This is a genomic window from Tardiphaga sp. P9-11, from assembly GCF_008329525.1.
Classification (GTDB): domain Bacteria; phylum Pseudomonadota; class Alphaproteobacteria; order Rhizobiales; family Xanthobacteraceae; genus Tardiphaga.
Genome location: NZ_NPKQ01000003.1, coordinates 401,685 through 427,659, shown reverse-complemented (window position 1 = coordinate 427,659; position 25,975 = coordinate 401,685). Strand labels below are relative to the sequence as shown.

The 25,975-nt window shown below is 61.3% G+C and carries 21 protein-coding genes and 1 riboswitch; of the genes, 18 read left to right on the top strand and 3 right to left on the bottom strand.

All coding sequences use genetic code 11. The features are described 5' to 3' along the window. The first annotated feature begins 37 nt into the window (after positions 1–37). The 9 genes from tolA to CIW50_RS14660 all read left to right on the top strand — a co-directional run bounded on the left by tolA (position 38) and on the right by CIW50_RS14660 (position 12,454). Positions 38–1,066: a cell envelope integrity protein TolA gene (gene tolA, locus CIW50_RS14700; RefSeq protein WP_502707489.1), complete on the top strand. Its 1,029-nt coding sequence runs from the start codon at positions 38–40 to the stop codon at positions 1,064–1,066. A gap of 73 nt (positions 1,067–1,139) precedes the next feature. Continuing rightward, entirely contained in the window at positions 1,140–2,462 is a 1,323-nt protein-coding gene (gene tolB, locus CIW50_RS14695; protein WP_149531959.1) for a Tol-Pal system beta propeller repeat protein TolB, read from the top strand. 186 nt (positions 2,463–2,648) lie between these two features. Further along, on the top strand, positions 2,649–4,976 hold the full coding sequence (locus CIW50_RS14690; RefSeq protein ID WP_149531958.1) for a putative bifunctional diguanylate cyclase/phosphodiesterase: 2,328 nt from the start codon (positions 2,649–2,651) through the stop codon (positions 4,974–4,976). Between the two features lie 166 nt (positions 4,977–5,142). Beyond that, on the top strand, positions 5,143–5,883 hold the full coding sequence (locus CIW50_RS14685) for an N-acyl amino acid synthase FeeM domain-containing protein (protein WP_149532105.1): 741 nt from the start codon (positions 5,143–5,145) through the stop codon (positions 5,881–5,883). A gap of 271 nt (positions 5,884–6,154) precedes the next feature. Continuing rightward, positions 6,155–6,649 (top strand): peptidoglycan-associated lipoprotein Pal, encoded by a 495-nt coding sequence (gene pal / locus CIW50_RS14680; protein WP_068733555.1) that lies wholly within the window; start codon positions 6,155–6,157, stop codon positions 6,647–6,649. Between the two features lie 163 nt (positions 6,650–6,812). Beyond that, on the top strand, positions 6,813–7,817 hold the full coding sequence (ybgF, locus tag CIW50_RS14675) for a tol-pal system protein YbgF (protein WP_149531957.1): 1,005 nt from the start codon (positions 6,813–6,815) through the stop codon (positions 7,815–7,817). A 47-nt stretch (positions 7,818–7,864) separates the two neighbouring features. Continuing rightward, the gene (gene tilS, locus CIW50_RS14670; RefSeq protein ID WP_149531956.1) at positions 7,865–8,896 is read left to right on the top strand and encodes a tRNA lysidine(34) synthetase TilS; all 1,032 of its coding nucleotides are present in this window, start codon (positions 7,865–7,867) and stop codon (positions 8,894–8,896) included. Positions 8,897–9,128: 232 nt separating this feature from the next. Next, positions 9,129–11,045: an ATP-dependent zinc metalloprotease FtsH gene (gene ftsH, locus CIW50_RS14665; protein WP_149531955.1), complete on the top strand. Its 1,917-nt coding sequence runs from the start codon at positions 9,129–9,131 to the stop codon at positions 11,043–11,045. A 212-nt stretch (positions 11,046–11,257) separates the two neighbouring features. Further along, entirely contained in the window at positions 11,258–12,454 is a 1,197-nt protein-coding gene (locus CIW50_RS14660) for a glycosyltransferase family 87 protein (protein WP_172980335.1), read from the top strand. Here the strand turns inward: CIW50_RS14660 and CIW50_RS14655 are convergent. Further along, the gene (locus CIW50_RS14655; RefSeq protein ID WP_149531953.1) at positions 12,426–13,067 is read right to left on the bottom strand and encodes an HD domain-containing protein; all 642 of its coding nucleotides are present in this window, start codon (positions 13,065–13,067) and stop codon (positions 12,426–12,428) included. The two genes, CIW50_RS14660 and CIW50_RS14655, sit on opposite strands and share 29 nt — an antisense overlap. A 166-nt stretch (positions 13,068–13,233) precedes the next feature. Between CIW50_RS14655 and CIW50_RS14650 the strand changes: the two genes are divergently transcribed. Then, positions 13,234–14,199, top strand: a complete 966-nt coding sequence (locus CIW50_RS14650; protein WP_197738374.1) for a GlxA family transcriptional regulator — start codon at positions 13,234–13,236, stop codon at positions 14,197–14,199. A 6-nt stretch (positions 14,200–14,205) separates the two neighbouring features. Here the strand turns inward: CIW50_RS14650 and CIW50_RS14645 are convergent, their stop codons facing one another. Continuing rightward, a complete protein-coding gene (locus CIW50_RS14645) occupies positions 14,206–14,391 on the bottom strand; it encodes a hypothetical protein (RefSeq protein WP_149531951.1) in 186 nt (61 codons plus the stop codon). Positions 14,392–14,580: 189 nt separating this feature from the next. Continuing rightward, a riboswitch (cobalamin riboswitch) is annotated at positions 14,581–14,795 on the top strand. Between the two features lie 119 nt (positions 14,796–14,914). On the opposite strand from CIW50_RS14645, the gene CIW50_RS14640 reads away from it, so the two are divergent. The 5 genes from CIW50_RS14640 to CIW50_RS14620 all read left to right on the top strand — a co-directional run bounded on the left by CIW50_RS14640 (position 14,915) and on the right by CIW50_RS14620 (position 21,152). Further along, a complete protein-coding gene (locus tag CIW50_RS14640) occupies positions 14,915–17,842 on the top strand; it encodes a ribonucleoside-diphosphate reductase subunit alpha (protein ID WP_149531950.1) in 2,928 nt (975 codons plus the stop codon). 163 nt (positions 17,843–18,005) lie between these two features. Next, positions 18,006–19,130, top strand: a complete 1,125-nt coding sequence (locus CIW50_RS14635; protein WP_149531949.1) for a ribonucleotide-diphosphate reductase subunit beta — start codon at positions 18,006–18,008, stop codon at positions 19,128–19,130. Between the two features lie 112 nt (positions 19,131–19,242). Next, positions 19,243–19,992, top strand: coding sequence for an AzlC family ABC transporter permease (locus CIW50_RS14630; protein WP_149531948.1), 750 nt, complete (start codon positions 19,243–19,245; stop codon positions 19,990–19,992). After that, the gene (locus tag CIW50_RS14625) at positions 19,989–20,306 is read left to right on the top strand and encodes an AzlD family protein (protein ID WP_068733575.1); all 318 of its coding nucleotides are present in this window, start codon (positions 19,989–19,991) and stop codon (positions 20,304–20,306) included. Before CIW50_RS14630 ends, CIW50_RS14625 begins: the two co-directional genes overlap by 4 nt. 171 nt (positions 20,307–20,477) lie before the next feature. Then, a complete protein-coding gene (locus CIW50_RS14620; RefSeq protein WP_092139147.1) occupies positions 20,478–21,152 on the top strand; it encodes a TetR/AcrR family transcriptional regulator in 675 nt (224 codons plus the stop codon). A 68-nt stretch (positions 21,153–21,220) separates the two neighbouring features. Here the strand turns inward: CIW50_RS14620 and cycA are convergent, their stop codons facing one another. Next, positions 21,221–21,616, bottom strand: coding sequence for a cytochrome c-550 CycA (gene cycA, locus CIW50_RS14615; RefSeq protein ID WP_149531947.1), 396 nt, complete (start codon positions 21,614–21,616; stop codon positions 21,221–21,223). A 203-nt stretch (positions 21,617–21,819) separates the two neighbouring features. On the opposite strand from cycA, the gene CIW50_RS14610 reads away from it, so the two are divergent. The 3 genes from CIW50_RS14610 to glcF are packed head-to-tail and all read left to right on the top strand — an operon-like array spanning position 21,820 to position 25,890. Beyond that, the gene (locus CIW50_RS14610; RefSeq protein WP_149531946.1) at positions 21,820–23,313 is read left to right on the top strand and encodes an FAD-linked oxidase C-terminal domain-containing protein; all 1,494 of its coding nucleotides are present in this window, start codon (positions 21,820–21,822) and stop codon (positions 23,311–23,313) included. A gap of 12 nt (positions 23,314–23,325) precedes the next feature. Further along, complete coding sequence (locus CIW50_RS14605; RefSeq protein WP_149531945.1) at positions 23,326–24,564, top strand: FAD-binding protein; 1,239 nt, start codon at positions 23,326–23,328, stop codon at positions 24,562–24,564. Positions 24,565–24,576: 12 nt separating this feature from the next. Next, complete coding sequence (gene glcF / locus CIW50_RS14600) at positions 24,577–25,890, top strand: glycolate oxidase subunit GlcF (RefSeq protein ID WP_149531944.1); 1,314 nt, start codon at positions 24,577–24,579, stop codon at positions 25,888–25,890. Positions 25,891–25,975 lie beyond the last annotated feature (85 nt).

The window sequence follows — 25,975 nt, the reverse complement described above, 5'->3', positions numbered from 1 at the left end:
GCAACCGGTTGATCTCGGCAGGAGCAGGATTGGAAATCTGATCGTGAAGGTCGACAAGACACTCATCGCGTCAGTTGCCCTGCACGTCATTGTGATCGGGTGGGGCCTCTTCACGTTCTCTTCCAAGGCATTGGAAATTCCGATGGAAGACTCCGTCGGCGTCGAGGTCTCGATGGAGCCGGCCAAGGCTATGGCCGGTATCAAGACCGCCAAGCCGGAAAACAAAACCCCGCGCGTAGATAAAGTCGCCGAGGCCAAGCCGCCGGTCGAGGATACCGTCGGCAAGATTGACGACAAGAAGGCGCCGGTGATCACCGAGACGGCGCCGAAGGAACAGCCTAAGACCGACGAGGCAGCCGCCGAGGCGGCAAAAGCGGAGGCAGCAGCAAAGGCTGAGGCTGCAGCCAAAGCCGCGGCGGATGCAAAAGCCAAGGCGGAAGCGAAAGCTGCAGCGCTAGCCGAAGCCAAGGCGGATGCTGAGGCCGATGCCAAGGAACAGGCTGAAGCGGCCAAGGCGAAGGCCGAAGCGCAAGCCAAGGCCAAAGCGGAAGCCAAGGTGAAGGCTGAGGCCAAAGCCAAGGCAGACGCTGAAGCGAAAGCCAAGGCAGAGGCGAAAGCCAAAGCTGAAGAGGCCAAGAAGGCCGAGCGCGTATTCGACCAGTCGAAGATCGCGGCACTCATCGACAAGCGCGATCCGACCCGTCAATCGGTCACCGGATCGGCCGTGAATCCGAATGATGCACTCGGTACGGCCAAGGGCAAGGCCGCGGATAACTCAGCGACCTGGGGCGCGATGTTCAAGTCGCAGGTCGAGCGTTGCTGGAAGAAGCCCTATGGTGGCATCGAAGCGAGTAAGGTTATCGTCGATCTCGATATCAAGTTGAAGTCGGACGGTTCGCTGCAATCCACTCCGACAATCATGGGCGCCTCATCGGCTCCTAGCTTGAGGGTTTATCAGGAAAGTGCACTGCGGGCCGTTATCGACTGTCAGCCCTATAGATTACCACAGGCATTTTATCAGGAATGGCAGTGGTTCCAACCACGATTTGAAGACGTGCGATCTTGAAGTGTAACTGGCAATTTCGCAGTGAAGTAAAAGTACGGCTTGTTTTGGCGGGAAAAGATAACGGATTGAACAGATGACATTTTACATCAACCGCCGGCAGATGGTGCACGGTTTGGCCGCGGCGGGGATCATGGCATCTCCAATTCGTAAGGCTTCGGGGCAGGCGCGTCCGGTCATCACCGGAGGTGACGTCGCGCCGCTGCCCATCGCAATCCCCAATTTCTCCGCTGGCACCGGCGCCGACAACGAGGTAGCCAACGGCGTCGCGCAGGTCATTACCAACAATCTGAAGCGCAGCGGCCTGTTCGCGCCGATCGATCCGGCTGCCTTCGTCGAGAAGGCCGTCAATATCGACGCGCCGCCGAACTTCGTGAACTGGAAGACCGTCAGTGCGCAGGCGCTGGTGACCGGCCGCATGACCCGGCAGGGCGATGGTCGTCTGAAGGCCGAATTCCGGCTGTGGGACGTCGCCACCGGTCAGCAGCTGGCCGGTCAGCAGTATTTCACCTCGCCGGAATACTGGCGCCGCATCGCGCATATCATCTCCGACCAGATCTATGAGCGTCTGACCGGCGAAAAGGGCTATTTCGACAGCCGCGTGGTGTTCGTCGACGAGACGGGCTCCAAGGAGCGCCGCGTCAAGCGACTGGCCCTGATGGATCAGGACGGCGCCAATGTACGGTACCTGACGCGTGGTGCGGACTTGGTGCTGACGCCGCGGTTCTCGCCGTCCACGCAAGAGATCACCTATATGGAATTCGGACAGGGCGATCCAAAGGTCTATCTCTTCAACATTGAGACGGGTCAGCGCGAGGTCGTCGGGAATTTCCCGGGAATGTCGTTCTCGCCTCGTTTCTCGCCGGATGGCCAACGCGTCATCATGAGCCTGCAGCAGGGTGGCAATTCGAACCTGTTCGTTATGGACCTTCGCTCGAAGTCGACCACACGCCTCACCGACACGCCGGCGATCGATACCTCGCCGTCCTATTCGCCGGATGGCTCAAAGATCTGCTTTGAATCCGATCGCGGCGGAAAACCGCAGGTTTATACGATGGCTGCCGCTGGCGGACCCGCGCAGCGCATCTCGTTCGGCGAAGGCAGCTACTCGACCCCTGTCTGGTCGCCGCGCGGCGACTACATTGCCTTCACCAAGCAGGGCGGCGGACAGTTCTCGATTGGCATCATGAAGCCGGACGGATCCGGCGAGCGTCTGCTCACATCCGGCTATCACAATGAAGGTCCGACCTTCGCACCCAACGGTCGCGTGATCATGTTCTTCCGCGATACAGGCGCGGGGCCATCGCTCTTTACGGTCGACGTGTCGGGACGCAACGAGCTCAAGGTTCCAACGCCCGGCTTTGCCTCCGACCCGGCCTGGTCGCCGCTGCTATCGTAAATAAATCATTAGCGGCGACGGGCGGATTACCGGCTATTCCCGGCAAACTTTGCCCACCGTGCTGAAATCACGAGTAGATTTGCTGTTTATACGAATGCGTAAACAGTTCGCTAACGATCTTCCCTCAGAAAGATTTCATCAGGACCCGGTACCAATGTGCGCCTGAACAGGACGCATTTACGCCCGATGCAGCTCGCCGATCACAACCGGACGAACAGCAAGTCGATGTCGCCGTCGATCTACACGGCGCTCGTCGATTCATTGTTCGAAAACCCGATTCCGATGCTGGCCGGTGCGGTCTGCGCCGGGACCGGCGCAGTCATGACGGCTGTGAAGACCGGCAATCCTTTGCTGTGGCCATGCGCCGCCCTGATCATCGTCATCGGCGCTTTGCGGGCTCTTCAGCTTAGCCGCTATGAAAAGCGCGAGACCGCGCTGACGCCCGACGAGGCGATCCGTTGGGAATTCAATTACATGATTGGCGGCTCGCTTTATGCAGCCGCGTTGGGCCTGTGGTGCTGGGTCGTTCTGCTCGGCAGCGATGATCCGGTCGCGCATATGCTTGGTACGGCAGTGACCGTCGCTTATATAGCGGCCGGTGCCGGCCGAACTTATGGCCGTCCGAAGATCGCGCAGTTGCAGGTGCTGCTGGCATGCGGCCCGATGGCGCTGGCACTGATTATCCACGGCGACTTCTACTATATCGGCTTTGCGTTTCTGAACGTCCTGTTCTTTGTCGGCTTGCGGCGGATCACGCTTCGTCTGCATGATGTCTACGTCAAGGCGCTGCTGGCCACCGAGCGGGTCGGCTCCATCGCCGGCCAGTTCGATACGGCGCTGAACAATATGCCGAACGGGCTGTGTATGTTCGGTGCCGATGGCCGACTGGCAGTGCTCAATAATCGCTTTGCCGAGATGATGGAAATCGCCGACAATGTCGTGCAGCGCGGCGTCAGCGTTCGCGAAGTCGTCTCGTTTTGCGTCAATGCCGGCACCGTGTCCGCAGCGAGCGGCATGACCATCATCGCTGAAATCGAAAGCCTGAAGGCCGCCGAAATTACGACGCTGGATCATGCCCACGACGCAGAACGCGCGCTGTCCTGGAAATTCCAGCCGATGGTCGGTGGCGGCACGGTCGTTCTACTCGAAGATATTACCGAGCGCCGCAATTCCGAAGCGCGTATCAGCCACATGGCGCGTTTCGACGAATTGACGGGGTTGCCGAACCGGGTCAGTTTCCGAAACGAAATCGGCCGTATGCTGAAGAGCTCGGACGTATCCACGTTGTCGGCCCTGCTGTTCGTCGACCTCGACCAGTTCAAGCAGGTCAACGATACGCTCGGTCATCCATGCGGAGATCAGCTGCTGTGTATGGTGGCCGACCGGCTGCGCGAGATGTTGCGCGCGGACGACTTCGTGGCTCGTTTTGGCGGTGACGAATTTGTCGTGTTCCAACGTGCCATCAAGACAAATCATGATGCAGCCGATCTGGCGCGCCGTATCGTCGAACGGCTCAGCGAACGCTACGAGGTCGACAATCATCAGGTCGAAATCGGCGCCAGCGTTGGTATTGCCCTGACCGAACCCGATGTCAGCGCTGACCATCTCCTGAAGAATGCCGATATGGCGCTGTACCGCGCCAAGGCGTCGGGCCGCGGCACCTTCTGCTTCTTCCGCGACGAGATGGCCCAGACGGTCGAGGCGCGCCGCGTGCTCGAACTCGATCTGCGTCAGGCGCTCGCCAATGAAGAATTCGAGATTTATTACCAGCCACTGGTCAATCTGAAGTCGGGACGGATCTCGACTTGCGAAGCGCTGTTGCGCTGGAATCATCCTGTCCGCGGTACTGTTTCGCCGGTCGATATCATTCCCGTTGCAGAAGACATGGGCTTGATCGTCGATCTTGGCCGCTGGATTTTGCGCAAGGCTTGTATCGAATGCATGAAGTGGCCGAACGCGGTCAGTGTTGCCGTCAACTTCTCGTCACAGCAGTTTCATCAGCGCGACGTGTTGAGCGAGGTACGTTACGCCCTCGACGTGTCCGGCCTGCCGGCGCATCGTCTCGAAATCGAGATCACAGAATCGTCCCTGCTGCGTAACACGCAGTGGACCCACGATGCCCTCGCGCAGTTGCATGCAGCAGGCTGCCGGATTTCGCTCGACGATTTCGGTACCGGCTATTCGAGCCTGAGCTATCTGCACAATTTTCCGCTGCAAAAGGTGAAGATCGATCGCTCATTCCTCGAAGGGATCGATACGGACCGTCCATTGACGCTACTGCGCGGCGTGGCGCGCCTCAGTGCCGATCTCGGAATGACGGTCGTCGTCGAAGGCATCGAGACCAACGAGCAGCTCGAGTTGATCAGCGCGGACGGCACGATCAGCGAGGCGCAGGGCTATCTGTTCAGCCGCCCGGTCCCTGCGACCCGTATTAGGCAGCTCCTGGACGCGTCCCACGGACGCCGCGCGATCGAGTCCGGCGCCAATGTCGAGGCCACGCGCGCACCGGCCTGACCAGCCGCGGGCCACACTTTCGAATTTCCGGTTCTATTCGGTTCGCCGCGCTGAGTAAGGGCAAAAGGTTAACCACATTGTGGCAGAACCTTTGACAACTTTTAAGAAAGCTTTAACCTTTCCCTTACTCGCGTAGTCATGGCGTTGGTGCGTAGGAGACGGAATGATGGCTTCGGCCGATCAAGCGACTGAATCTTCGAAACGCAGCAGCGATATTCTCGACCGGGTTGACTACCGTCTTGCCGAAACCGAAGCTGAAAAAGAAGCGATCTATAGCTTGCGCTATAGGGCCTACCTCCATGAGGGGGCCATCGAGCCTCGCGCGGATCGCCGTCTTGCCGACCGTTTCGACAATTTGCCGAATTCATGGACTTTCGGGATATTTATCGATGGCGAGCTCGCCAGTTCGCTGCGCGTCAGCGTAGCTACGCCGGACAATCCTGAAACGCCCGCCGTCGATGCATTCGGAGACCTGCTGCGTCCCGAGCTGGACAGGGGCAAGGTCATTGTCGACCCGAACCGCTTCGTGGCCGACCCGAACAACCGCAACAAATATCCCGAACTGCCCTATATGACGGTTCGGCTAGGCTACGTTGCCTGCGGCTATTTCAATGCCGATATCGGGACGGCAACGGTGCGGGCCGAGCATCGTGCGTTCTATCGCAAGGTTTTCCTGCAGACGCCGATGTGCGAGCCGCGGCCCTATCCGACGCTGACCAAGCCGTTATGCCTGATGGCGGCGGATTACGCTTCGGTGCGCGAACGTATTTTCATGCGCTACCCGCATTTCCGCTCCAGCCTTTTCGAGCAGCGGGCCTTGTTCGAGCGCAAGAGCGAGCCCTTGGCGCCAGATCTTCATTCATCCGAGTTCCATATCGCCCAAGCCGCGATGTCGCCTCGCACCTGAGGGTGAAGGGTGGCGACAGTCCCGTCGCCGCCGATTGTTGACGATCCAAGCAGTCCCGCAGCGGGATTCTGCCTAAAAACCAGCTGCTTTCCCAGAACCTTCACCGTCGCGCCACATTTGCCAACCATTAACCACGTCGTTGCTTTTTCGCGGCCTGTGGCTTTTGATCGGTTTTGGCAACACCTCATCAAGGTTGACGGAACGTTCGCTTAACCAACGCCCTGTAGACCGAATGACAGTTGGGTAAAGCGTGAGCGTGGAGGCTCCGGGAATGAAGCATCAGATGCGTATCCTCCAGGGATTAAAACTGGCTGCAGTGCTGGCCGTGGCGCTGTCGATGGGCGCTTGCGCCAACAAGAACGGTTTGGGTGCCGATGGCGCGATGGCCAATGCCGCGACGCCGGGCAGCCAGCAGGACTTCGTCGTCAATGTCGGCGATCGTGTGTTCTTCGAGAGCGATCAGACCGAACTGTCGCCGCAGGCGATCGCGACCTTGGACAAGCAGGCGCAGTGGCTGCAGCAGTACAACCGCTACTCCTTCACCATCGAAGGTCATGCGGACGAGCGCGGCACACGCGAATACAACATTGCCCTCGGCGCCCGCCGTGCCCAGTCGGTTCGCACCTTCCTGGCCTCGCGCGGGATCGATGCCAGCCGGATGCGCACCATCTCTTACGGTAAGGAACGCCCGGTCGCGGTGTGTAACGACATCTCGTGCTGGTCGCAGAACCGCCGTGCGGTCACCGTGCTGAACGCCGGCGCTTAAGCAGGCGTTGCTATCAAACGAAACGGCGTCTGCCCTGGGGCAGGCGCCGTTTTTGTTTTCAACGGGCGCCTTTGTCGCTGTCGAAAGTCACATTTTTGGCGTAGTGAAATCCTCATCGTGATGCGCGCCAATGGGGCGTGAAACCGGTCATTTTCAGGCTCAGATGTCATCCAGATCTCATTCGCTCGCCGGCGCTGCACTCGTCTCCATGTTGCTCGTCACGGCTTCGCCGGTTTGGGCGCAGTTGTTTGGTCAACCGGCTCCCCGCCAGCAGGGCTACGGCCAGCAGTCGGGCGACGAGGATGCCGATCAGGGCTTGCAGATCGAGCGGTTGCAGAACCAGCTGCGGCAGCTCACCGGCCAGAACGAGGAGCTGCAATTCCGTAACCGCCAACTTGAGGATCAACTTCGGCAGCTTCAGGCCGGTGGTGTTCCAGCCGGTGCGCCTCCCGCGACCGGCGGCAGGCCTAATATCGCTGCCGCCCCGGTGCAGCAGGCGCCGCAGCCCGGCTATAATCAGCAGCAGCCGCAGATCGCCGCACCTGCACCAATTGCTCAGGATCCCGCGCCGGCACCGCGTGCTGGCCGTCGCAACGATGCGTTCGATCCCAATGCCAACCCGAATGCGCCGGGCGTGCCGCGCGCGCTGGGTGGCGGACAGCAACCGATGCCTGCCAACGCGCCAGTGGGCGCTCAGGGCGGCCGTGCCGCCGGAGAGCCGCTCCCGCTGGGCAATGCCGCTCCGGGCGGAGCGGCGCCAGCACTGACGACCTTGCCGCCTGGCGCGACCCCGAAGGACGAGTTCGATCTCGGCATCGGCTATATGCAGCGTCGTGATTACGCGCTGGCCGAAGAGACCATGCGCAACTTCGCCCAGAAATATCCCGGTGATCCAATGATTGCGGATTCGCAGTATTGGCTCGGCGAGAGCTTCTTCCAGCGCCAGAAATATCGCGACGCCGCCGAAATATTTCTGGGTGTAACCACGAAATACGACACATCCGCCAAGGCGCCCGATGCCTTGCTGCGACTCGGCCAGTCGCTGGCTGCGTTGAAGGAAAAGGAAGCGGCCTGCGCCGCCTTCGGTGAAGTGACACGGAAATATCCCCGCGCCTCGGCCGGCGTGAAACAGGGTGTGGATCGCGAGCAAAAACGCGTTAAGTGCTAGGTGATCGACCCCGACGGTGAGCCGGGGCGTAACCGGTTCTGACGCACATGTCCGACGACGACCAGTCGCCGATTTCGGCCCAGACGGCGAAACAGCTATTCGCTGACTGGGCGCCCGCGCCTGCATTGGTCCTTGCCGTGTCCGGCGGTCCTGATTCCGTCGCCCTGATGTGGCTTGCTGCGCGTTGGCGGCGTGCGCTCAAACGCGGCCCCGACCTTGTTGCCGTGACCATCGACCATGGTTTGCGACCTGAAGCGGCCCGCGAGGCGCGCGACGTCAAGCGGCTCGCGACTTCCCTCGACATTCCTCATCGCACCATGCGCTGGACCGGCGCCAAGCCGAAAACCGGGCTGCCAGCCGCAGCACGCGAAGCGCGCTATCTGTTGCTCGCCAAGGCCGCTCGGAGCGTCGGAGCATTCCATGTACTGACCGCCCATACCCGCGACGATCAGGCCGAGACCCTGCTGATGCGGATGGCGCGGGGCAGCGGCATTGCTGGCCTCGCAGGGATGGCGCGGCAGACTGAGCGCGATGGCATCCAGATCGCGCGTCCTTTCTTGCACATCGCAAAAGCGCAGCTTGTGGCTACGCTGACCAAAGCGAAAATCGACTTCGCAACTGATCCCAGTAATTCTGACCCTAGCTACGTCCGTCCGCGGCTGCGGGCGCTAATGCCGATACTGGCGTCCGAGGGCTTCGATTCGCGCAATCTCGCCCGGCTGGCGACGCGGTTGCGGCGCGCCGATGCCGCGCTGGAATTGATGGTCGATGGGGCAGGGCGTTTTCTGGCGTTGCACAGCCCGGGCAGGGTACCCGAAGCCATCGATGCCGGGGTCTTTGCGGGGCTGGCGGAGGAAATCCGCGTCCGGCTGCTGTTGCAAATGATCGATCAGGTCGGACACGAAGGCCCGGCCGAGCTTGGCAAGGTCGAAACACTGGTGTTGGCCATGGGTCGAGCTGCACGATCGGGCGGAAAAGGTATTCTGCTGAAGCAGACGCTGGCGGGAGCCATGATTACGCTGACGCAGGACCGCCTGAGAATCCGCCCGGCGCCGCCCAGGCGGCGCCGGGCCGATTGAGTGCGTAGGCTACCTACGGTCCCCACGTTGCCTTAACCACCGTGGGAAACCCTGTAAACACCGCCATTATTTGAACTGGAACTGCGCGTAGATGCGTTAAATAGTCCATCCCAGTTCCCTTGGCAGCGCCCTCGGTCGCACCTAGATTGTATCCGACCGACCCAGGGTGAACCCTTGTGGCGACTCACAAGGGAATAAGGCCGCGATTTCGCGCGGCGACGAAGGAAGATCGATGAACGCGAACCTGCGCAATTTTGCCCTCTGGGTCATTATCGTTTTGTTGCTGCTGGCGCTGTTCACGCTTTTCCAGAATCCTGGTCAGCGTGCCGCCTCGCAGGACATCTCTTTCTCGCAGCTCCTCACCGAAGTTGATCAAAATCACGTTCGTGACGTTGTGATTCAGGGGCCGGAGATTCACGGCACCTTTACCAACGGCTCGAGCTTCCAGACCTATGCGCCGAGCGATCCGACCCTGATCAAGCGTCTGTATGACGCCAAGGTGTCGATTACCGCCAAGGCTCCGGGTGACAACGTTCCATGGTTCGTGTCGTTGCTGGTTTCATGGTTGCCGTTCATCGCACTGATCGGCGTGTGGATTTTCTTGTCGCGCCAGATGCAGGGCGGCGCCGGCAAGGCGATGGGCTTCGGCAAGTCGCGCGCCAAGATGCTCACTGAAGCGCATGGCCGCGTGACCTTTGAAGACGTCGCCGGCGTCGACGAGGCCAAGCAGGATCTGCAGGAAATCGTCGAATTCCTGCGCGACCCCGGCAAGTATCAGCGCCTCGGCGGACGTATCCCGCGCGGCGTGCTGCTGGTTGGCCCTCCCGGCACCGGTAAGACGTTGATCGCGCGTGCGGTCGCGGGCGAAGCCAATGTGCCGTTCTTCACCATCTCGGGTTCGGACTTCGTCGAAATGTTCGTCGGCGTCGGCGCATCCCGTGTGCGTGACATGTTCGAGCAGGCCAAGAAGAACGCGCCTTGCATTATCTTCATCGACGAAATCGACGCGGTCGGTCGTCATCGTGGCGCCGGTCTCGGCGGCGGCAATGACGAGCGCGAACAGACCCTCAACCAGTTGCTGGTCGAGATGGACGGCTTCGAGGCCAATGAAGGCGTGATCCTGATCGCCGCAACCAACCGTCCTGACGTGCTGGATCCCGCGCTGCTGCGTCCGGGCCGTTTCGACCGTCAGGTCGTCGTGCCGAATCCGGACGTTGTCGGTCGCGAGCAGATCCTCAAGGTCCATGTCCGCAAGGTGCCGCTGGCGCCGGATATCAACCTCAAGACTATCGCTCGCGGCACGCCCGGCTTCTCGGGCGCTGACCTGATGAACCTCGTCAACGAAGCTGCACTGACTGCCGCGCGCCGCAACAAGCGCATGGTGACCCAGAGCGAGTTCGAGGAAGCCAAGGACAAGGTGATGATGGGCGCCGAGCGCAAGTCGCTGGTGATGTCCGAAGAAGAGAAGATGCTGACGGCCTATCACGAAGGCGGTCACGCCATCGTCGGCCTCAACGTCGTCGCCACCGACCCGATCCACAAGGCGACGATCATTCCGCGCGGTCGTGCGCTGGGTATGGTCATGCAGCTGCCCGAGCGCGACAAGATGTCGATGTCGCTCGAGCAGATGACCTCGCGCCTTGCGATCATGATGGGCGGCCGTGTTGCTGAAGAACTGATCTTCGGCCGCAACAAAGTCACCTCGGGTGCGTCGTCGGATATCGAGCAGGCCACGCGTTTGGCCCGCATGATGGTGACCCGCTGGGGCCTGTCGGAAGAACTCGGCACGGTGTCCTATGGCGAGAACAACGACGAAGTGTTCCTGGGCATGCAGATGGGCCGCCAGCAAGCGGTCTCGGAATCGACGGCTCAGAAGATCGACTCCGAAGTGAAGCGTCTGGTTGCTGAAGGCTATGACGAGGCCACCAAGATCCTCACCGAGAAGCGCGGCGATCTGGAAGCTCTGGCCAAGGGCCTGCTGGAATTCGAAACGCTGTCCGGCGATGAGATCAACGATCTCCTGAATGGCAAGAAGCCAAACCGCGAGTCGGTGCTCGAGCCCACGGGTCCGCGCACCTCGGCGGTGCCGCCCGCCGGCAAGTCCCGCCCGCGTCCGGATGGTGGTCTCGAGCCGCAGCCGCAGGCGTAAGGGTCTCGCATTTAAGAATGCAAAACGCGGCCGAAAGGCCGCGTTTTTTATTGCCCTTGCCCGGATGGAGCGAAGCGTAATCCGAGGCAGCCGCTGCGTGCTTATCGACGTCCCGGATTGCGCTTCGCGCCCTCCGGGCTACGCCTGACTTAAACCTTCCTCAAACTTCCCCGGGCAGTGTCATACCGCGCATCATGCGCGCCGGGGATTGCATGGTTGCGCCGCTTACGATGACTTCGACACCCGGGCGTGGCCCCGTTCCGGCAGCGCTGCTGATCGTTTGCGCCGTGCTGGCTATCCTCAATGTCGCATTCTTCCCGACCTTTTATGGCCGCGGCTGGATCTATGAGGACGGCCTCGGCTCTCCCACCGACTTCGTCAATGTCTGGTCTGCCGGGCGATTGGTGCTCGATGGGCATCCGGCTTGGGCCTATGACTGGGATATTCAGAAGAAGGTCCAGATCGCCGTCCTTGGTCAGACCTATCCCGGCAATTTCGCCTGGCATTATCCGCCGCCATTCCTGTTCATCGCGGCACTGCTTGCGAAACTGCCTTACGCCGTGGCCTTTGCCGGCTGGGCGACGGTTAGCTTCATCCCGTATCTGGTGGCGATGCGCGCCATCGTCGGTCGCCCGTTCGGGTTGGTGTTGGCCGCGGCGTTTCCGGTCGTGATGACCAACGCGCTGGTCGGGCAGAATGGATTTCTGACGGCGGCGCTGATCGGCGGCATGCTGGTGCTGTTGTCCACACGGCCGATCCTGTCTGGCATCTGCCTCGGCTTGCTGAGCTACAAGCCGCAATATGGCTTCCTGTTTCCGCTGATGCTGATCGCAGCATCGCAATGGAAGGCCTTCGTTAGCGCAGGCATCACGACCGTGTTGCTGGCCGCTGTGTCGTGGCTCGCTTTCGGCACCGAGAGTTGGCAAGCCTTTATCCACTGGATGCCGATGTTCTCGCAGGCCTTCCTCACCGAAGGCCGCGCGCCATGGGGCAAGATGCAGAGTATCTTCGCACTGGTGCGCTATTTTGACGGCAGCGAGCCGCTAGCCTGGACGTTTCAGTGGATCATGATTGGTGCCGTCGTAGCGGTCCTGTTACCGTTGTGGCGCAGCAGCGTGCGCTATGAACTGAAAGCCGCTGCGCTGGCAGTCGGCGCCTTGCTCACGACGCCGTATCTGTTTCTCTATGACGTCATGGTGCTCGCAATTGCTGTCGGCTTCATCGCCCGTATCGGTCTCGCGGAAGGCTTTCGCCGTCACGAACTACCGGTCCTCGGCCTTGCTGCCGTGCTGCTGATCGCCTATCCGTTCCTCGGGGCTCCCACGGGTTTTGGCGCAACGCTGCTGGTGGCAGCGTTGATCGCCATGCGCGTGCGGGAGTCTATTCGCTCCACGCTGAGTTCAGGATGATGCTGCAAAAATTCGCGCGCTTGTAGGTGGGATCGCGGAGGTCGAGCACGTCGGCCTTGACGTTGCCGAAGGTGGTCTCCGGCTTGTGGATCGTCCCTGCAGCGAACGCATCGATGATCCCGTTCTTGAAGTCATGGCCGCGCGGATGGCAGGCACACACTTCGTGGCGCTGATGTGCGGTGAAGGCCTCATACTCCAGACCCAATACATCCATCTCAACACCGGCCGTGACGAGCGCCACCACGGGCCGCTTGTGCTTGGGAATGCCCGGCGTCGTGTGAAGTGCAATGGCGTCCCAGACATCGTCGATGTCGCGCTCATCAATATGGTAGCTGCGTAGAAAGTCCGCTGCAGCATTCGCGCCGTCGACTTCGAAGCGCTCCTCCTTGCTCGCATAGGGCGCCTGCAGGCCCATGTCGTGAAACATCGCGCCGACATAAAGTAACTCGGAATCGACTTTGAGACCCTTGCGCTGCCCGGCGAGCGCGCCGAACAGGAAAACGCGATTGGAGTGATGATATAGAAGATCGCTTTCGGTATCGCGCACCAGTTGATCGACCTGGCGGGCGAGGGCGCTGTCTGGCACTTTGATGCCGGCGATGGTCTTGCTCATGGGATGCTCCTTGCACTGTCGCTATGATCCATCCGTTGTCGTCCGGGGGCTGTGTCCTCGCAATCGCGCCGCGCCCTGCAAAGCTGCCATTCGCCCGTGATTTCCTGCCGGAAGGCGACTATCTGTTCCGTAACGCTTGGGTTAACTGCCATCGATGGAATGAAGCATCACCATGAAGACTGTTGCTCTTGCGATCTTTCCGGGCGTCCAGTCGCTGGACGTGGCCGGTCCGCTCGATGTGTTCATGGAGGCCAATGGCTTCGTCGCGCCGGGCGACGGCTACGACATCACACTTGTCGCTGCAGATTGCGCGCCGCTGCGTGCATCGAACGGTTTGCGGATATCCGCCGATCTGGCGTTCAGTGATGCGAACAAGCCCTGGGATCTGGTGCTGGTGGCCGGCGGGCCAGGGCTGCCGACGGCGGAAGCCGACCCGCAGCTTACACAGTGGCTGGCCAATGCGGCGCTCCATGCGGAGCGTTATGGCTCGGTCTGCACCGGGGCATTCGCGCTCGGCCATGCAGGCTTGCTCGACGACAAGACTGTGACGACGCACTGGCAGAATGCGCCGCTATTGGCGCTGCGTTTTCCCAAAGCGCATGTGGAGTTCGATCGCATCTATAGCCGCGATGGCGCGCTGGTGACGTCGGCCGGCGTCACCGCAGGAATCGATCTCGGTCTCGCGCTGGTCCAGGAAGATCATGGCGCGGACGTCGCGCTGGCCGTGGCCAAGCGTCTGGTTGTCGTCGCGCAGCGCCAGGGTGGTCAATCGCAGTTCAGTCCCTATCTGGTACCGCCGGCCGAGCCGGATTCACCGATCGCGCGAGTCCATGCCCATGTGATGGCTCATCTCCGTGACGCGCACAGTGTGGACGAACTGGCCGATGTGGCGGGGATGAGCGTGCGCACCTTCGCGCGGGTATTCAAGCTCGAGACCAAAATGACGCCGGCAGATTTTGTCGAGGGCGCCCGGATCGACACGGCACGCAACCGCCTCGAAGGCAGCGATCTGCCGCTCAAGGTGGTGGCTTATGAATCAGGCTTCAGCACCGCCGAACATATGCGTCAGGTCTTCGTGCGGCGGCTGGGCCTGACGCCCAGCCAGTATCGGGCCAACTTCCGCACGGTCTGATTCTGCTCAGGCGAGTTGCAGCGAAGAAATCGGATCGCTCGCAGGAAAGCTGTCCATCAGCGCTTCGTTGAGCGTCTCGTCGAGCCGGCGTCGGGCGATCTGCTCCGTCGTCTCGAACGCCGTGAGCGCGCCTGCATGCTCGACGAAAGCTTTAAAGTTGATCCTCGGAGTGGTCATTGTCAGGTTGCGCACTCCATCCTCCATCGGTTGATGACAACGTTCTGCGTCTCGCGGTGCTCGGCGGCAACGAATCGCATCGTTCAGAAGCCGCCCACGATCCCGCGGTTTCCGCCACGCAAGCGGTTGTCCACTGAACCAACAGCCCTACCGAATTTGTTGCGGTAGGCTCCAATGCCCGCTTGACACTTCACCGCGGGTCACACCAAATGTAGACGTCACGGTCCGCCCTGTCGCAAGACTTGGTGGCTAAGAGGGAAGCCGGTAAAGACGCTGTTTTGCGTCATATTCCGGCGCTGCCCCCGCAACTGTAAGCAGTGAGTCTGTTTCGATTGAAGTCACTGATGCGCAAGCATCGGGAAGGCTGAAACAGACATTGACCTGCGAGCCAGGAGACCTGCCGCGACACCAGAACGTCCATGGGCGGGGTGTCCCAGCGGTCGCTTGCAGGCAATGCCGGCGGATCTCCGCCGTGTATTTTGCAGCGTCCTTTCGGCCCCAGCCCCCATTGCTTGATGCATCACATGGGGTCTTGCCGATGCCTTCCACGTCCTACGCCCTCTCCAACGGCCATGACGCGGCCGTAACCGCCCATGTTTCCTCTGAACCGAATGTCGTGTCCGCGCGCGAGCCCTCGATGCAGATCATCCGGCGCAACGGCACGGTGTCGCCCTTCGACGGCAGCAAGATTTCCGTCGCGATGACCAAGGCCTTTCTGGCCGTCGAGGGCCACACGGCAGCGGCGTCACGCCGCGTCCATGAGGCGGTGGAACAACTGACCGGCGAAGTCGTGGCTGCGCTGACGCGCCGCGTCGGTGAGGGGCGCACATTCCATATCGAGGACGTGCAGGATCAGGTTGAACTGGCGCTGATGCGCAGCGAGCACCACAAAGTGGCCCGCGCCTATGTGCTGTATCGCGAGGAACGCGCTCGCACCCGCGCCGAAGAACTGGCCGCGAAGCCGGCGCTCGTCTCTAGCGCACCGGTGCTGCATGTCACGCTCGCCAACGGCACCCGCGCTCCGCTTGATTCGGCGCGGCTCGCGCTGATCGTCAACGAGGCCTGCGCCGGCCTTGACGGCGTCGATGCCGCCCCGGTGCTCGAGGAAACCCGCCGCAATCTCTATGACGGCATCACGCTGGATGAGCTGGCACTGGCCGGCATCATGGCCGCGCGCACGCTGGTCGAGCAGGAGCCGAACTACACCTTTGTCAGCGCCCGCCTGCTCCTCGACAAACTGCGCACCGAAGTCCTGTCCTTTGTCGGGGGCACGCCGGCCCACGCGTCGCAGGCCGATATGACGACGCGTTACGCCGAATATTTCAGCGCCTATATCAAGACCGGCATTGCGGCCGAGCTGCTCGATCCGGAACTCGCGCGCTTCGATCTCAAGCGAATCGCTGCCGCGCTGAAGCCGGAGGGGGACCTCCGGTTCCAGTTCCTGGGTCTGCAGACCCTGTACGACCGCTACTTCCTGCATGTGCAGGGCCACCGTATCGAACTGCCGCAGGCGTTCTTCATGCGCGTCGCCATGGGCCTCGCTTTGCGCGAGATCGACCGCGAAGCCCGTGCCATCGAATTCTACAATCTGCTGTCGTCGTTCGACTTCATGGCCTCGACGCCGACGCTGTTCAATTCCGGCACGCTGCGCCCGCAACTGTCGTCCTGCTTCCTCACGACTGTGGCCGACGATCTCGACGGCATCTTCAAGTCGGTGAAGGACAATGCGCTGCTGGCGAAATATTCCGGTGGTCTCGGCAACGACTGGACCCGCGTGCGCGGCCTCGGCGCGCATATCAAGGGCACCAATGGCGAGAGCCAGGGCGTGGTGCCGTTCTTGAAGGTCGCCAACGATACGGCCATCGCCGTCAATCAGGGCGGCAAGCGCAAGGGTGCAGTCTGCGCTTACTTGGAAACCTGGCACATCGACATCGAGGAATTCCTCGATCTGCGCAAGAACACCGGCGACGATCGCCGCCGTACCCACGACATGAACACCGCCAACTGGGTGCCGGATCTGTTCATGCAACGCGTCGAGGCCGACGGTGAATGGACGCTGTTCTCGCCGGACGAGACGCCGGAACTGCATGACCTCTATGGCAAGCCTTTTGCCGAGCGTTACGCAGCCTATGAAGAGAAGGCTGCGCGCGGCGAAATCCGCGTGTTCAAGAAGGTGCGTGCGACCGATCTGTGGCGCCGCATGCTGACCATGGTGTTCGAGACCGGCCATCCCTGGATCACCTTCAAGGATCCCTGCAACCTGCGCTCGCCGCAGCAGCATGCCGGCGTGATCCACTCGTCGAATCTTTGCACCGAGATCACGCTCAACACGTCAGACGACGAAGTCGCGGTCTGCAATCTCGGCTCGATCAACCTGCTCAATCATATCGGCAAGGATGGTATCGACCACGCGCAGCTCAAGCGCACCGTGACCACGGCGATGCGGATGCTCGACAATGTCATCGACATCAATTTCTACACCATCCCGGAAGCGCGCCGCTCGAACCTCAAGCATCGCCCGGTGGGCCTTGGCCTGATGGGCTTCCAGGATGCGCTGCAGGTGCAGGGCATCGCGATGGCGTCCGATGCGGCGGTGGCCTTTGCCGACACCAGCATGGAGGCAATTGCCTTCCATTCGATCTCGGCGTCGGTCGATCTCGCGGCCGAGCGCGGTCGCTATCCGTCCTTCGACGGATCGCTGTGGAGCCGCGGCATCCTGCCGATCGACTCCATCGAGATACTTGCGGAGGCCCGCGGTGGCGTGCAGATGGACCGCTCCGCGACACTCGACTGGAGCAGTCTGCGTGACCGTGTGAGGACGACGGGCATGCGTAATTCCAACGTGATGGCGATTGCGCCGACGGCGACCATCTCCAACATTTGCGGCGTCGCGCAGTCGATCGAGCCGGCCTATCAGAACCTCTATGTCAAATCGAACATGTCGGGCGATTTCACGGTGGTGAATGCCTTCCTTGTGCGCGATCTGAAAAAGAGGGGGCTGTGGGACGGGGTGATGGTCTCCGACCTGAAATATTTCGATGGCAGCGTCGGATCGATCGATCGCGTGCCGGATGATCTCAAGGCGCTGTATGCGACCTCGTTCGAGATTGACAGTGCATGGTTGATCGAGGCGGCTTCGCGCCGGCAGAAGTGGATCGACCAGGCACAGTCGCTCAATCTCTATATCGCCAATCCATCCGGCAAGAAGCTGGACCAGCTCTATCGCCTGGCCTGGACGCTGGGATTGAAGACGACCTACTATCTGCGCTCGCGCAGTGCCACGCATGTGGAGAAGTCGACGCTGAAGGGTACTGACGGCAAGCTGAACGCCGTGTCCGCAACAGTGTCGGCGGCGAAGACGGCCGGCGCACCAATTCTGGTTCAGTCCTCCGCAGTCACGGCGCCGGACCTGTCCGCAGCGATGGCTTGCTCGATCGACAATCCCGAATGTGAGGCGTGCCAGTAACGGCCCACGCTTAACTTTCAGCCGTCGTTGCGAGCGAAGCGAAGCAATCCAGTTCTGTCTCAAAGCAATACTGGATTGCCGCGTCGCTTCGCTCCTCGCAATGACGACACGACACATTTCGCTCTACACGCGCAAAGCGCGACAGCTATCTCAGGAACGCCCCATGCTCGACTGGTCCGATACTTCATCCGCCGCCAAGGCACCCGCTTTCATCCCGCTGCCGCAAGGTGCTGTCGATCAAACCGGCCTCGGCGCCATCGACCGCTCCGGCGGCCGCGTCTCGGTCGACGAGAAGCGCATGATCAACTGCCGTGCCGACGTCAATCAGCTGCTACCGTTGAAATACAAATGGGCGTGGGAGAAGTATCTCGCCGGCTGCAACAATCATTGGATGCCAACTGAGGTCTCGATGCAGGCCGACATCGCATTGTGGAAGTCGCGTGATGGCCTCACCGAAGACGAACGCCGCGCGATCAAACGCAATCTCGGTTTCTTCGCGGCGTCAGAGAGCCTTGTCGCCAACAACATCGTGCTGGCGATCTATCGTCACCTCACCAATCCGGAATGCCGACAATATCTGCTGCGGCAGTCCTTCGAGGAGGCGGTGCATACGCATACGTTCCAGTACATCGTCGAAAGCCTTGGTCTCGACGAGGGCGAGCTGTTCAACATGTATCGCGAGGTGCCCTCGATCACCGAGAAGGCGGCCTGGGCGCTGAAGCACACCCAGCATCTCGACGATCCCGGCTTCAAGACCGGTACGCCCGAGACCGATCAGGCTTTCATGCGCGATCTCGTCGCCTTCTATGTGATCTTCGAAGGTATGTGGTTTTATACCGGCTTTGCGCAGATCCTGTCGCTCGGCCGCCGCAACAAGATGGTCGGGATCGCCGAACAGTATCAGTACATCCTGCGCGATGAATCGATCCACCTGAACTTCGGCATCGATGTCATCAATCAGATCAAGATCGAGAACCCGCATCTCTGGACCAAGGCATTCCAGGAGGAAATCCGCGACATGATCCGCACCGCCGCCGAACTCGAGGCTGCCTATGGGCGGGACACCATGCCGCGCGGCTTCCTCGGGTTGAATGCGGCGCTGTGCGAGACCTATATGCACTTCATCGCCAACCGCCGCTGCGCCCAGATCGGCCTCGCGCCGGTGTTCGACGAGACGGAAAATCCGTTCCCATGGATGTCGGAAGCCATGGACCTGAAGAAGGAGAAGAACTTCTTCGAGACCCGGGTGATCGAATACCAGAATGGTGGCGCGCTGAACTGGGAGTAGTCTTTGGTCTCATATCCGCCGCTGCATGGCGCATATGAATCCGCATCGCTTGACCTGATCGCGTGATGCCCGCAGGCATGATCTCGCCTTTCGGCATCACGCGGATCAGTCGATGCACGCCACTCACATCCCTAAAGCACCAGCCTATTGGTCGAAGGCCGCCATCGTGCCTGGCATCATTGCCATCGGCCCGATGCTGCCCGGCACGCTCGCTTTCGGCATGGCATTCGGTGCGCTGTGTGCGCAGAAGAACCTCACGCTTGCCGAAGTCGAAGTGATGATGGCGACGGTCTATGGCGGGCTTTCGCAATTTGTTGCATTGCAGTCATGGCCTGATGTTTTGACGCCGGGCGCGATCGCGACACTGGCGCTGCTCACGCTCACCGTGAACATCCGCTTCTTCCTGATGAGTGCGACGCTGCGGCCATGGTTCGGTACGTTGCCCGCATGGCAGGCCTATCCGTCGATGCTGCTGGTCACGGATGGCGGCTGGCTCGCAGCAATGCGCTATCGCGATCATGGTGGGGCCGATGCGTCGTTCTATCTCGGCGGCGGCATCGTGCTGTATTTCACCTGGCTGTTTTCGGCCATTCCCGGTTTCCTGCTGGCTGAGCAACTCACCGATCCCAGAAAATACGGCGTCGATCTGGTAATGCCGGCATTCTATGCCGCGATGCTGGTTCCTGCCTGGAAGGGTCCGCGCCGCGCTATCCCGTGGGTCGTCTCGGGCGTGGTTGCCTTGGTGGTGCATTGGTTGGTGCCGGGCTGGTGGTTCATCATCGCCGGCGCGCTATCGGGAGCGATCAGTGCCGGGCTCATGGACGAACGCGAACCGCAGCATCCGGCAGGCGTGTCCGCATGACGGAATTTCTGCGCAGCGATGTCATGATCGCTTTCGCTGTCATGACGGCGGTCACGGTGGCCTCGCGCCTCGGTGGCTACTGGCTCATGGGTTACGTCAATGTGACGCCGCGGGTGCGCCGGATGCTCGACGCATTGCCGGGCTCGATCATCGTCGCCGCCGCGCTTCCCGTGGCTGTCAATGGTGGGCCGGTAGTGGTTTTCGCGATCCTCGCCGCGATGGCCGTGACCATCATCCGCCGCAACGACTTCATTGCCGTCATCACCGGGATGGCGGTAGCCGCGGCTGCCCGTGCGCTCGGATTTGGTGGTTAGGTCTACCCGAAAAGTTGAATCCCGCCACGCGCAAAACACCTTGTCAATGAGTCTGAATTAGTGTTCAGTTCTTATCGCGGGCGCCTCAAAGCTCGCTCAAAACCTTGAAGTTACGCACCTTATTTGTGACAGCCGTCGGGTTGGCCAAAGGGTGCCGGGATGAGAACGCCCATGGTTTACCGACGGACCCATCAAGTCGTGAAGCGACTTGCGGCGCGGCGCAGCGCTATTCTGGCGGCTGCACGCGAAACTTGTGCCGAAGGTGGCATGGCGGCGGTGCAGATCGCACCGGTTGCGGTTCGCGCCAATGTCGCAGCGGGCACGGTATATCGGTATTTCCCGTCCAAGGCCGACCTGATTTCTGAACTCATCGCTGACGTCTCGCGCGACGAACTCGCCGCGATCCGTCGTGCTGCGGATGCTGCGCCGGGTCCGTCATCGGCGCTCGCCGCTGCGGTAACCACGGTGGCCGTGCATGTCGTCTCACACCGAAAACTGTCGTGGGGCATCCTGGCCGAGCCGGTCGAGGTCGATGTGACGGAATCGCGACTGGCCAGCCGCCGCGAGATCGCTGGCGAGATCGAATCCCGAATCGCCGCCGCGATTCGCGCTGGTCATCTGCCGGCGCAGGACACAGCGCTCGCAGCCGCCGCATTGCTCGGCGCGTTGCATGAAGCGCTGGTTGGGCCGATGGCCCCCGACAATCTCGAAGATCAGGCCAAGCTGCGCGACGCGGTGCAGACCGTCACGCTGCTGGCGCTGCGCGCCGTCGGCGTGATGGATGCCCGCGCACGCGGGCTTGTGGTGCAGGCCGTGCTTCCGACCAAGATGGCGGCCGGCGCCTAGCGCGTTTTCAAGCGACGTGGGTGCCGGTTCGCGTGAAGAAAACGCGTCAAAACATAGGGCTCCAGCGCTTACGGCTTGATTTTGCCGTCCTTGTCGAACTGCACGAGGAATGCCCACAGGTCGTTGACCTCGGATTCCTTCTTGATGCCGGCAAAGGCCATCTTGGTGCCCGGGATCTTGGCCTTCGGGTCCTTGATGTATTCCTTGAACGTTGCTTCATCCCAGGTGATGCCGGAATTCTTGTTGGCGTCCGAATATGAATAGCCCTCGGCGGTTCCCGATTTGCGGCCGTTCAACCCATTGAGTTCCGGACCGACCTTGTTCTTGGCGTTTTCGCCGACGGCGTGGCAGGCGAGGCACTTGTTGAAGGAGGATTTCCCGGCGGCGACGTCCTGTGCAAGTGCGAAGGAAGAGGCGGTCGAGGCGGCAAGGACGATCAGGGCGCCGAAAGTGACAGACTTCATGGATGGCTCTTCTTGTTGGTTGGCTTTCCGGTCTAGTTTGTTGCACACGCTCCGAGTAGTCCACAAGTGCGATGGCAGCTGCCGCGCGTTCCGGCGCCATGCGCCGCGTCATGCTTTGGTAAGCTACCCAAAGCCACACGGACGTGGTTGATTCATGGCAAAGCAGCCGAGTGATCGCTGCGATCTCCGGGAGTGCGCGTTCAATGACCATCATGATGCCTGCGGCGGATCAGGCAGTCCTCGCAAGGCGCGAGGCCATTATCGCTGCATTGCGAAAGCTGGTGCCGGGCGAGGGCGTGATTTCCAGTGCTGCGGAAATGCTGCCCTATGAGTCGGATGGGCTGATGGCCTATCGCCAGCCGCCGATGGTCGTCGTATTGCCCGACACGACCGAGCAAGTCTCGAAAGTTCTGAGATATTGTCACGAGAACGGCATAAAGGTGGTGCCGCGCGGCTCGGGCACGTCGCTGTCCGGTGGCGCGCTGCCGCTGGCCGACGCGGTGCTGCTTGGTCTCGGCAAGTTCAAGCGCGTACGCGAGATCGATTTCGACAACCGCGCCGTTGTTGTCGAGCCCGGCGTCACCAATCTCGCCATCAGCCAGGCGGTAGCGCATGCCGGCTTCTACTACGCGCCGGATCCCTCATCGCAGATTGCCTGTTCGATCGGCGGCAATGTCGCGGAAAACTCTGGCGGCGTGCACAGCCTCAAATACGGCATGACCACCAACAATCTCCTCGGCTGCGAGATTGTATTGATGTCGGGCGAAGTCATTCGCGTTGGCGGCAAGACCGCCGAGACATCGGGCTACGACCTGATGGGGATCATTACCGGCTCCGAAGGTCTGCTCGGCGTCATCACCGAAATCACCGTGCGCATCCTGCAGAAGCCGGAAACGGCGCGCGCGCTGATGATCGGCTTCGCCGAGGTCGAGCACGCCGGCCAATGCGTTGCCGATGTCATCAGCGCCGGCATCATTCCCGGTGGCATGGAGATGATGGACAAGCCCGCGATCCATGCGGCCGAAGCTTTCGTCCATGCGGGCTATCCGCTCGACGTCGAGGCACTGCTCATCATCGAACTCGACGGCCCAGGCGTAGAAGTCGACGAACTGATCAAGCGCGTCGAGAAGATAGCGCTCGGCTGCGGTTCGACCACCTGCCAGATATCGACCTCCGAACAGGAACGCCTGCTGTTCTGGTCTGGCCGCAAGGCAGCCTTCCCGGCAGTTGGGCGCATCTCGCCGGATTATCTCTGCATGGACGGCACCATTCCTCGCGCGGCCTTGCCTCTGGTGCTGCGCCGCATGAAGGAGATGTCAGCCAAATACGGCCTCGGCGTTGCCAATGTGTTTCATGCCGGTGATGGCAATCTGCACCCGCTGATCCTGTATGATGCGAACAAACCCGGTGAGCTGCAGCTCGCGGAAGACTTCGGCGCAGATATTCTGAGGCTGTGCGTCGAGGTTGGCGGCGTGCTGACCGGCGAGCACGGCGTAGGCATCGAGAAACGCGACCTGATGCCGGAGATGTTCAGCGAGGTCGATCTCAATCAGCAACAGCGCATCAAATGCGCGTTCGACGCGCAGGGTCTGCTCAATCCCGGCAAGGTGTTTCCGACGCTGCACCGCTGCGCCGAACTCGGCCGCGTACATGTGCATGGCGGCAAGCTCGCTTTCCCTGATTTGCCGCGATTTTAGTTGGACGCATCCGTGGATATTTTGAAAGTTAGAGACGCTCAGGACGTGGAGCAGGCGGTGCGTGCCGCAATCGCCAGCGAGCAGCCGCTAGAGATCATCGGTCATGGCAGCAAGCGCATGGTCGGCCAGCCCATTGCGACCAATGCGGTGCTGGACGTGTCGGCCTTGAATGCCGTGACGTCCTATGAGCCGAACGAATTGATCCTCACGGTACAGGCCGGTGCGCCGATGGCCGATGTGCTGTCGTTGATCGATTCCAAGAATCAGCAGTTTTCATTCGAGCCGATGAACACGTCACAGCTCCTGGGCACGCCGGATATCGGCACCATCGGCGGCATGATCTCGGCCGGGCTCGCCGGGCCGCGCCGCATTCAGGCCGGCGGTGCGCGCGATCATCTGCTTGGCGTGCATGCAGTGTCAGGCTTCGGCGACAGCTACAAGGCTGGCGGCCGGGTGGTGAAGAATGTCACCGGCTACGATGTCTGCAAGCTGCTTGCCGGCGCGTGGGGCACGCTGTCCGTGATGACGGAGGTGACCCTCAAGGTCATGCCGCGGGCGGAGAGCGAGCGCACGCTGGTGCTGCGCGGGCTCGACGATATCGCGGCCAACAAGGCGATGACCGTGGCGTTGGGGTCGCCATTCGATGTCTCAGGTGCCGCGCATCTGCCGGGCTCGGCGTTGCGCACCACGCAGGGGACGCTTGGCGAGATCGCGTTGCCCGACCAGTCGGTCACGCTGATCCGTCTTGAAGGCATCACTGCTTCCGCGTCGCAGCGCGCGGTGTCACTGAGTACGACGCTGAAGTCATTCGGCGTGGCCGAGATACTTGAAGACGCTGCATCTGCGGTGCTGTGGGCAGCCGTCCGTGACGTAACGCCATTTGCAGCCAGCGGTCCGCGCGCGATGTGGCCGGTGTGGCGCATCGTGACGCCGCCGGCATCCGGTGGTGCACTTGGCCAAGCTATCGTCAAGGGCTCGCAGGGCGAGGTCATCTATGACTGGGGCGGCGGGTTGATCTGGGCGGCACTACCGCCATCGGTCGATGCGCAGGCAGCGCAGCTCCGCAAGCTGGTCAATGCGGCCGGTGGGCATGCGACGCTGATCCGCGCGCCGGATGACGTGCGGCGTGCGGTCGATGTGTTTCATCCGCAGCCCAAAGGCATCGCCGCGCTGGGCGAGCGGGTGCGCAACAGTTTCGATCCGAAGACCATTCTCAATCGCGGCCGGATGTCGCGTGGCCTTGGTACTTGAAAGACTTGCGACATGAAAACCGAATTCACCCCGACCCAGCTGGCCGATCCGGATATTGCCGAGGCCGACAAGATCCTGCGCAAATGCGTGCATTGCGGATTCTGCACGGCGACCTGTCCGACCTATGTACTGCTCGGCGACGAACTCGATAGTCCGCGCGGCCGCATCTATCTGATCAAGGAGATGCTGGAAAAGGATCAGAAGCCGACGCAGGAGGTGGTCAAGCATGTCGACCGCTGCCTGTCGTGTCTGGCCTGCATGACAACCTGTCCGTCCGGCGTGAACTACATGCATCTGGTCGATCAGGCGCGGGTGAAGATCGAGAAGGACTACACCCGGCCGCTCTCCGAGCGGTTGCTGCGTGACGTGCTGGCCTGGGTGCTGCCGCGTCCCGGTCTGTTTCGCCTGAGCATGACCATGGCCCGGCTGGCGCGACCGCTGGCGATGCTGTTGCCCTCGACGAAGATGCAATCCAGCCCGAACACGCTCAGCCGGGTGAAGGCGATGCTGACCATGGCGCCGAAGCAGCTGCCCGCGGCCGGCCCATCGGGTGGCAGCGTCTTTCCGGCTATCGGCGCTCGCCGTGGCCGGGTCGCGCTGCTGCAGGGGTGCGCCCAGCAGGTACTGGCGCCGCGGATCAATCAGGCCGCCATCAGCCTTTTGACCCGACATGGCGTTGAGGTCGTGCTGGTCCAGGACGAACAGTGCTGCGGTGCGCTGACCCATCATCTCGGCCGCGACGGGGATGCGCTGGCACGGGCCAAGGCCAATATCGGCGTCTGGCTGGGGGAGGCAGACCGGGGCGGTCTCGACGCTATTCTGGTTACGGCGTCCGGCTGTGGAACTGTCATAAAGGACTACGGCTACATGCTGCGCGAGGATCCGGAGTTTGCCGCGCCGGCCGCCAAGGTCTCTGCGCTGGCGAAGGATATCAGCGAGTATGTCAGCGCCATGGATCTCCCGAAGCCTGACAAACAAAGCGATCTCGTCGTCGCCTATCATTCCGCATGTTCGCTGCAGCATGGGCAGAAAATCACACAGGCTCCGAAAGAATTGCTTTCCAAGAATGGATTCGTGGTGAAAGATATCCCAGAGAGCCATTTGTGTTGCGGTTCGGCGGGGACGTACAACATTCTCCAGCCTGATATTGCGAGCCGGTTGCGCGATCGAAAGGTCGCCAACATCGCGATGGTCAAGCCGGATATCATCGCTGCCGGCAACATCGGCTGCATGGTTCAGATCGCCGGAGGGACGTCAGTCCCGGTCGTACATACGATTGAGCTACTCGATTGGGCGACAGGCGGTCCCAGGCCAGGATTGAACTGATCTAATTGTGACATCGGCCCCGCGTTAAACTGGCCCCGCGCTGGCGCGGAAGACTTGAACGCTGGTCCCTTTTGGATCGGCGCCA

What these genes read in the sequence shown, in the direction of transcription:
- tolB (WP_149531959.1), top strand. Translation starts at nt 1,140, where the DNA reads ATGACATTTTACATCAACCGCCGGCAGATGGTGCACGGTTTGGCCGCG.
- CIW50_RS14690 (WP_149531958.1), top strand. Translation starts at nt 2,649, where the DNA reads ATGCAGCTCGCCGATCACAACCGGACGAACAGCAAGTCGATGTCGCCG.
- CIW50_RS14685 (WP_149532105.1), top strand. Translation starts at nt 5,143, where the DNA reads ATGGCTTCGGCCGATCAAGCGACTGAATCTTCGAAACGCAGCAGCGAT.
- pal (WP_068733555.1), top strand. Translation starts at nt 6,155, where the DNA reads ATGAAGCATCAGATGCGTATCCTCCAGGGATTAAAACTGGCTGCAGTG.
- ybgF (WP_149531957.1), top strand. Translation starts at nt 6,813, where the DNA reads ATGTCATCCAGATCTCATTCGCTCGCCGGCGCTGCACTCGTCTCCATG.
- tilS (WP_149531956.1), top strand. Translation starts at nt 7,865, where the DNA reads ATGTCCGACGACGACCAGTCGCCGATTTCGGCCCAGACGGCGAAACAG.
- ftsH (WP_149531955.1), top strand. Translation starts at nt 9,129, where the DNA reads ATGAACGCGAACCTGCGCAATTTTGCCCTCTGGGTCATTATCGTTTTG.
- CIW50_RS14660 (WP_172980335.1), top strand. Translation starts at nt 11,258, where the DNA reads ATGGTTGCGCCGCTTACGATGACTTCGACACCCGGGCGTGGCCCCGTT.
- CIW50_RS14655 (WP_149531953.1), bottom strand. Translation starts at nt 13,067, where the DNA reads ATGAGCAAGACCATCGCCGGCATCAAAGTGCCAGACAGCGCCCTCGCC.
- CIW50_RS14640 (WP_149531950.1), top strand. Translation starts at nt 14,915, where the DNA reads ATGCCTTCCACGTCCTACGCCCTCTCCAACGGCCATGACGCGGCCGTA.
- CIW50_RS14635 (WP_149531949.1), top strand. Translation starts at nt 18,006, where the DNA reads ATGCTCGACTGGTCCGATACTTCATCCGCCGCCAAGGCACCCGCTTTC.
- CIW50_RS14630 (WP_149531948.1), top strand. Translation starts at nt 19,243, where the DNA reads ATGCACGCCACTCACATCCCTAAAGCACCAGCCTATTGGTCGAAGGCC.
- CIW50_RS14625 (WP_068733575.1), top strand. Translation starts at nt 19,989, where the DNA reads ATGACGGAATTTCTGCGCAGCGATGTCATGATCGCTTTCGCTGTCATG.
- CIW50_RS14620 (WP_092139147.1), top strand. Translation starts at nt 20,478, where the DNA reads ATGGTTTACCGACGGACCCATCAAGTCGTGAAGCGACTTGCGGCGCGG.
- cycA (WP_149531947.1), bottom strand. Translation starts at nt 21,616, where the DNA reads ATGAAGTCTGTCACTTTCGGCGCCCTGATCGTCCTTGCCGCCTCGACC.
- CIW50_RS14610 (WP_149531946.1), top strand. Translation starts at nt 21,820, where the DNA reads ATGACCATCATGATGCCTGCGGCGGATCAGGCAGTCCTCGCAAGGCGC.
- glcF (WP_149531944.1), top strand. Translation starts at nt 24,577, where the DNA reads ATGAAAACCGAATTCACCCCGACCCAGCTGGCCGATCCGGATATTGCC.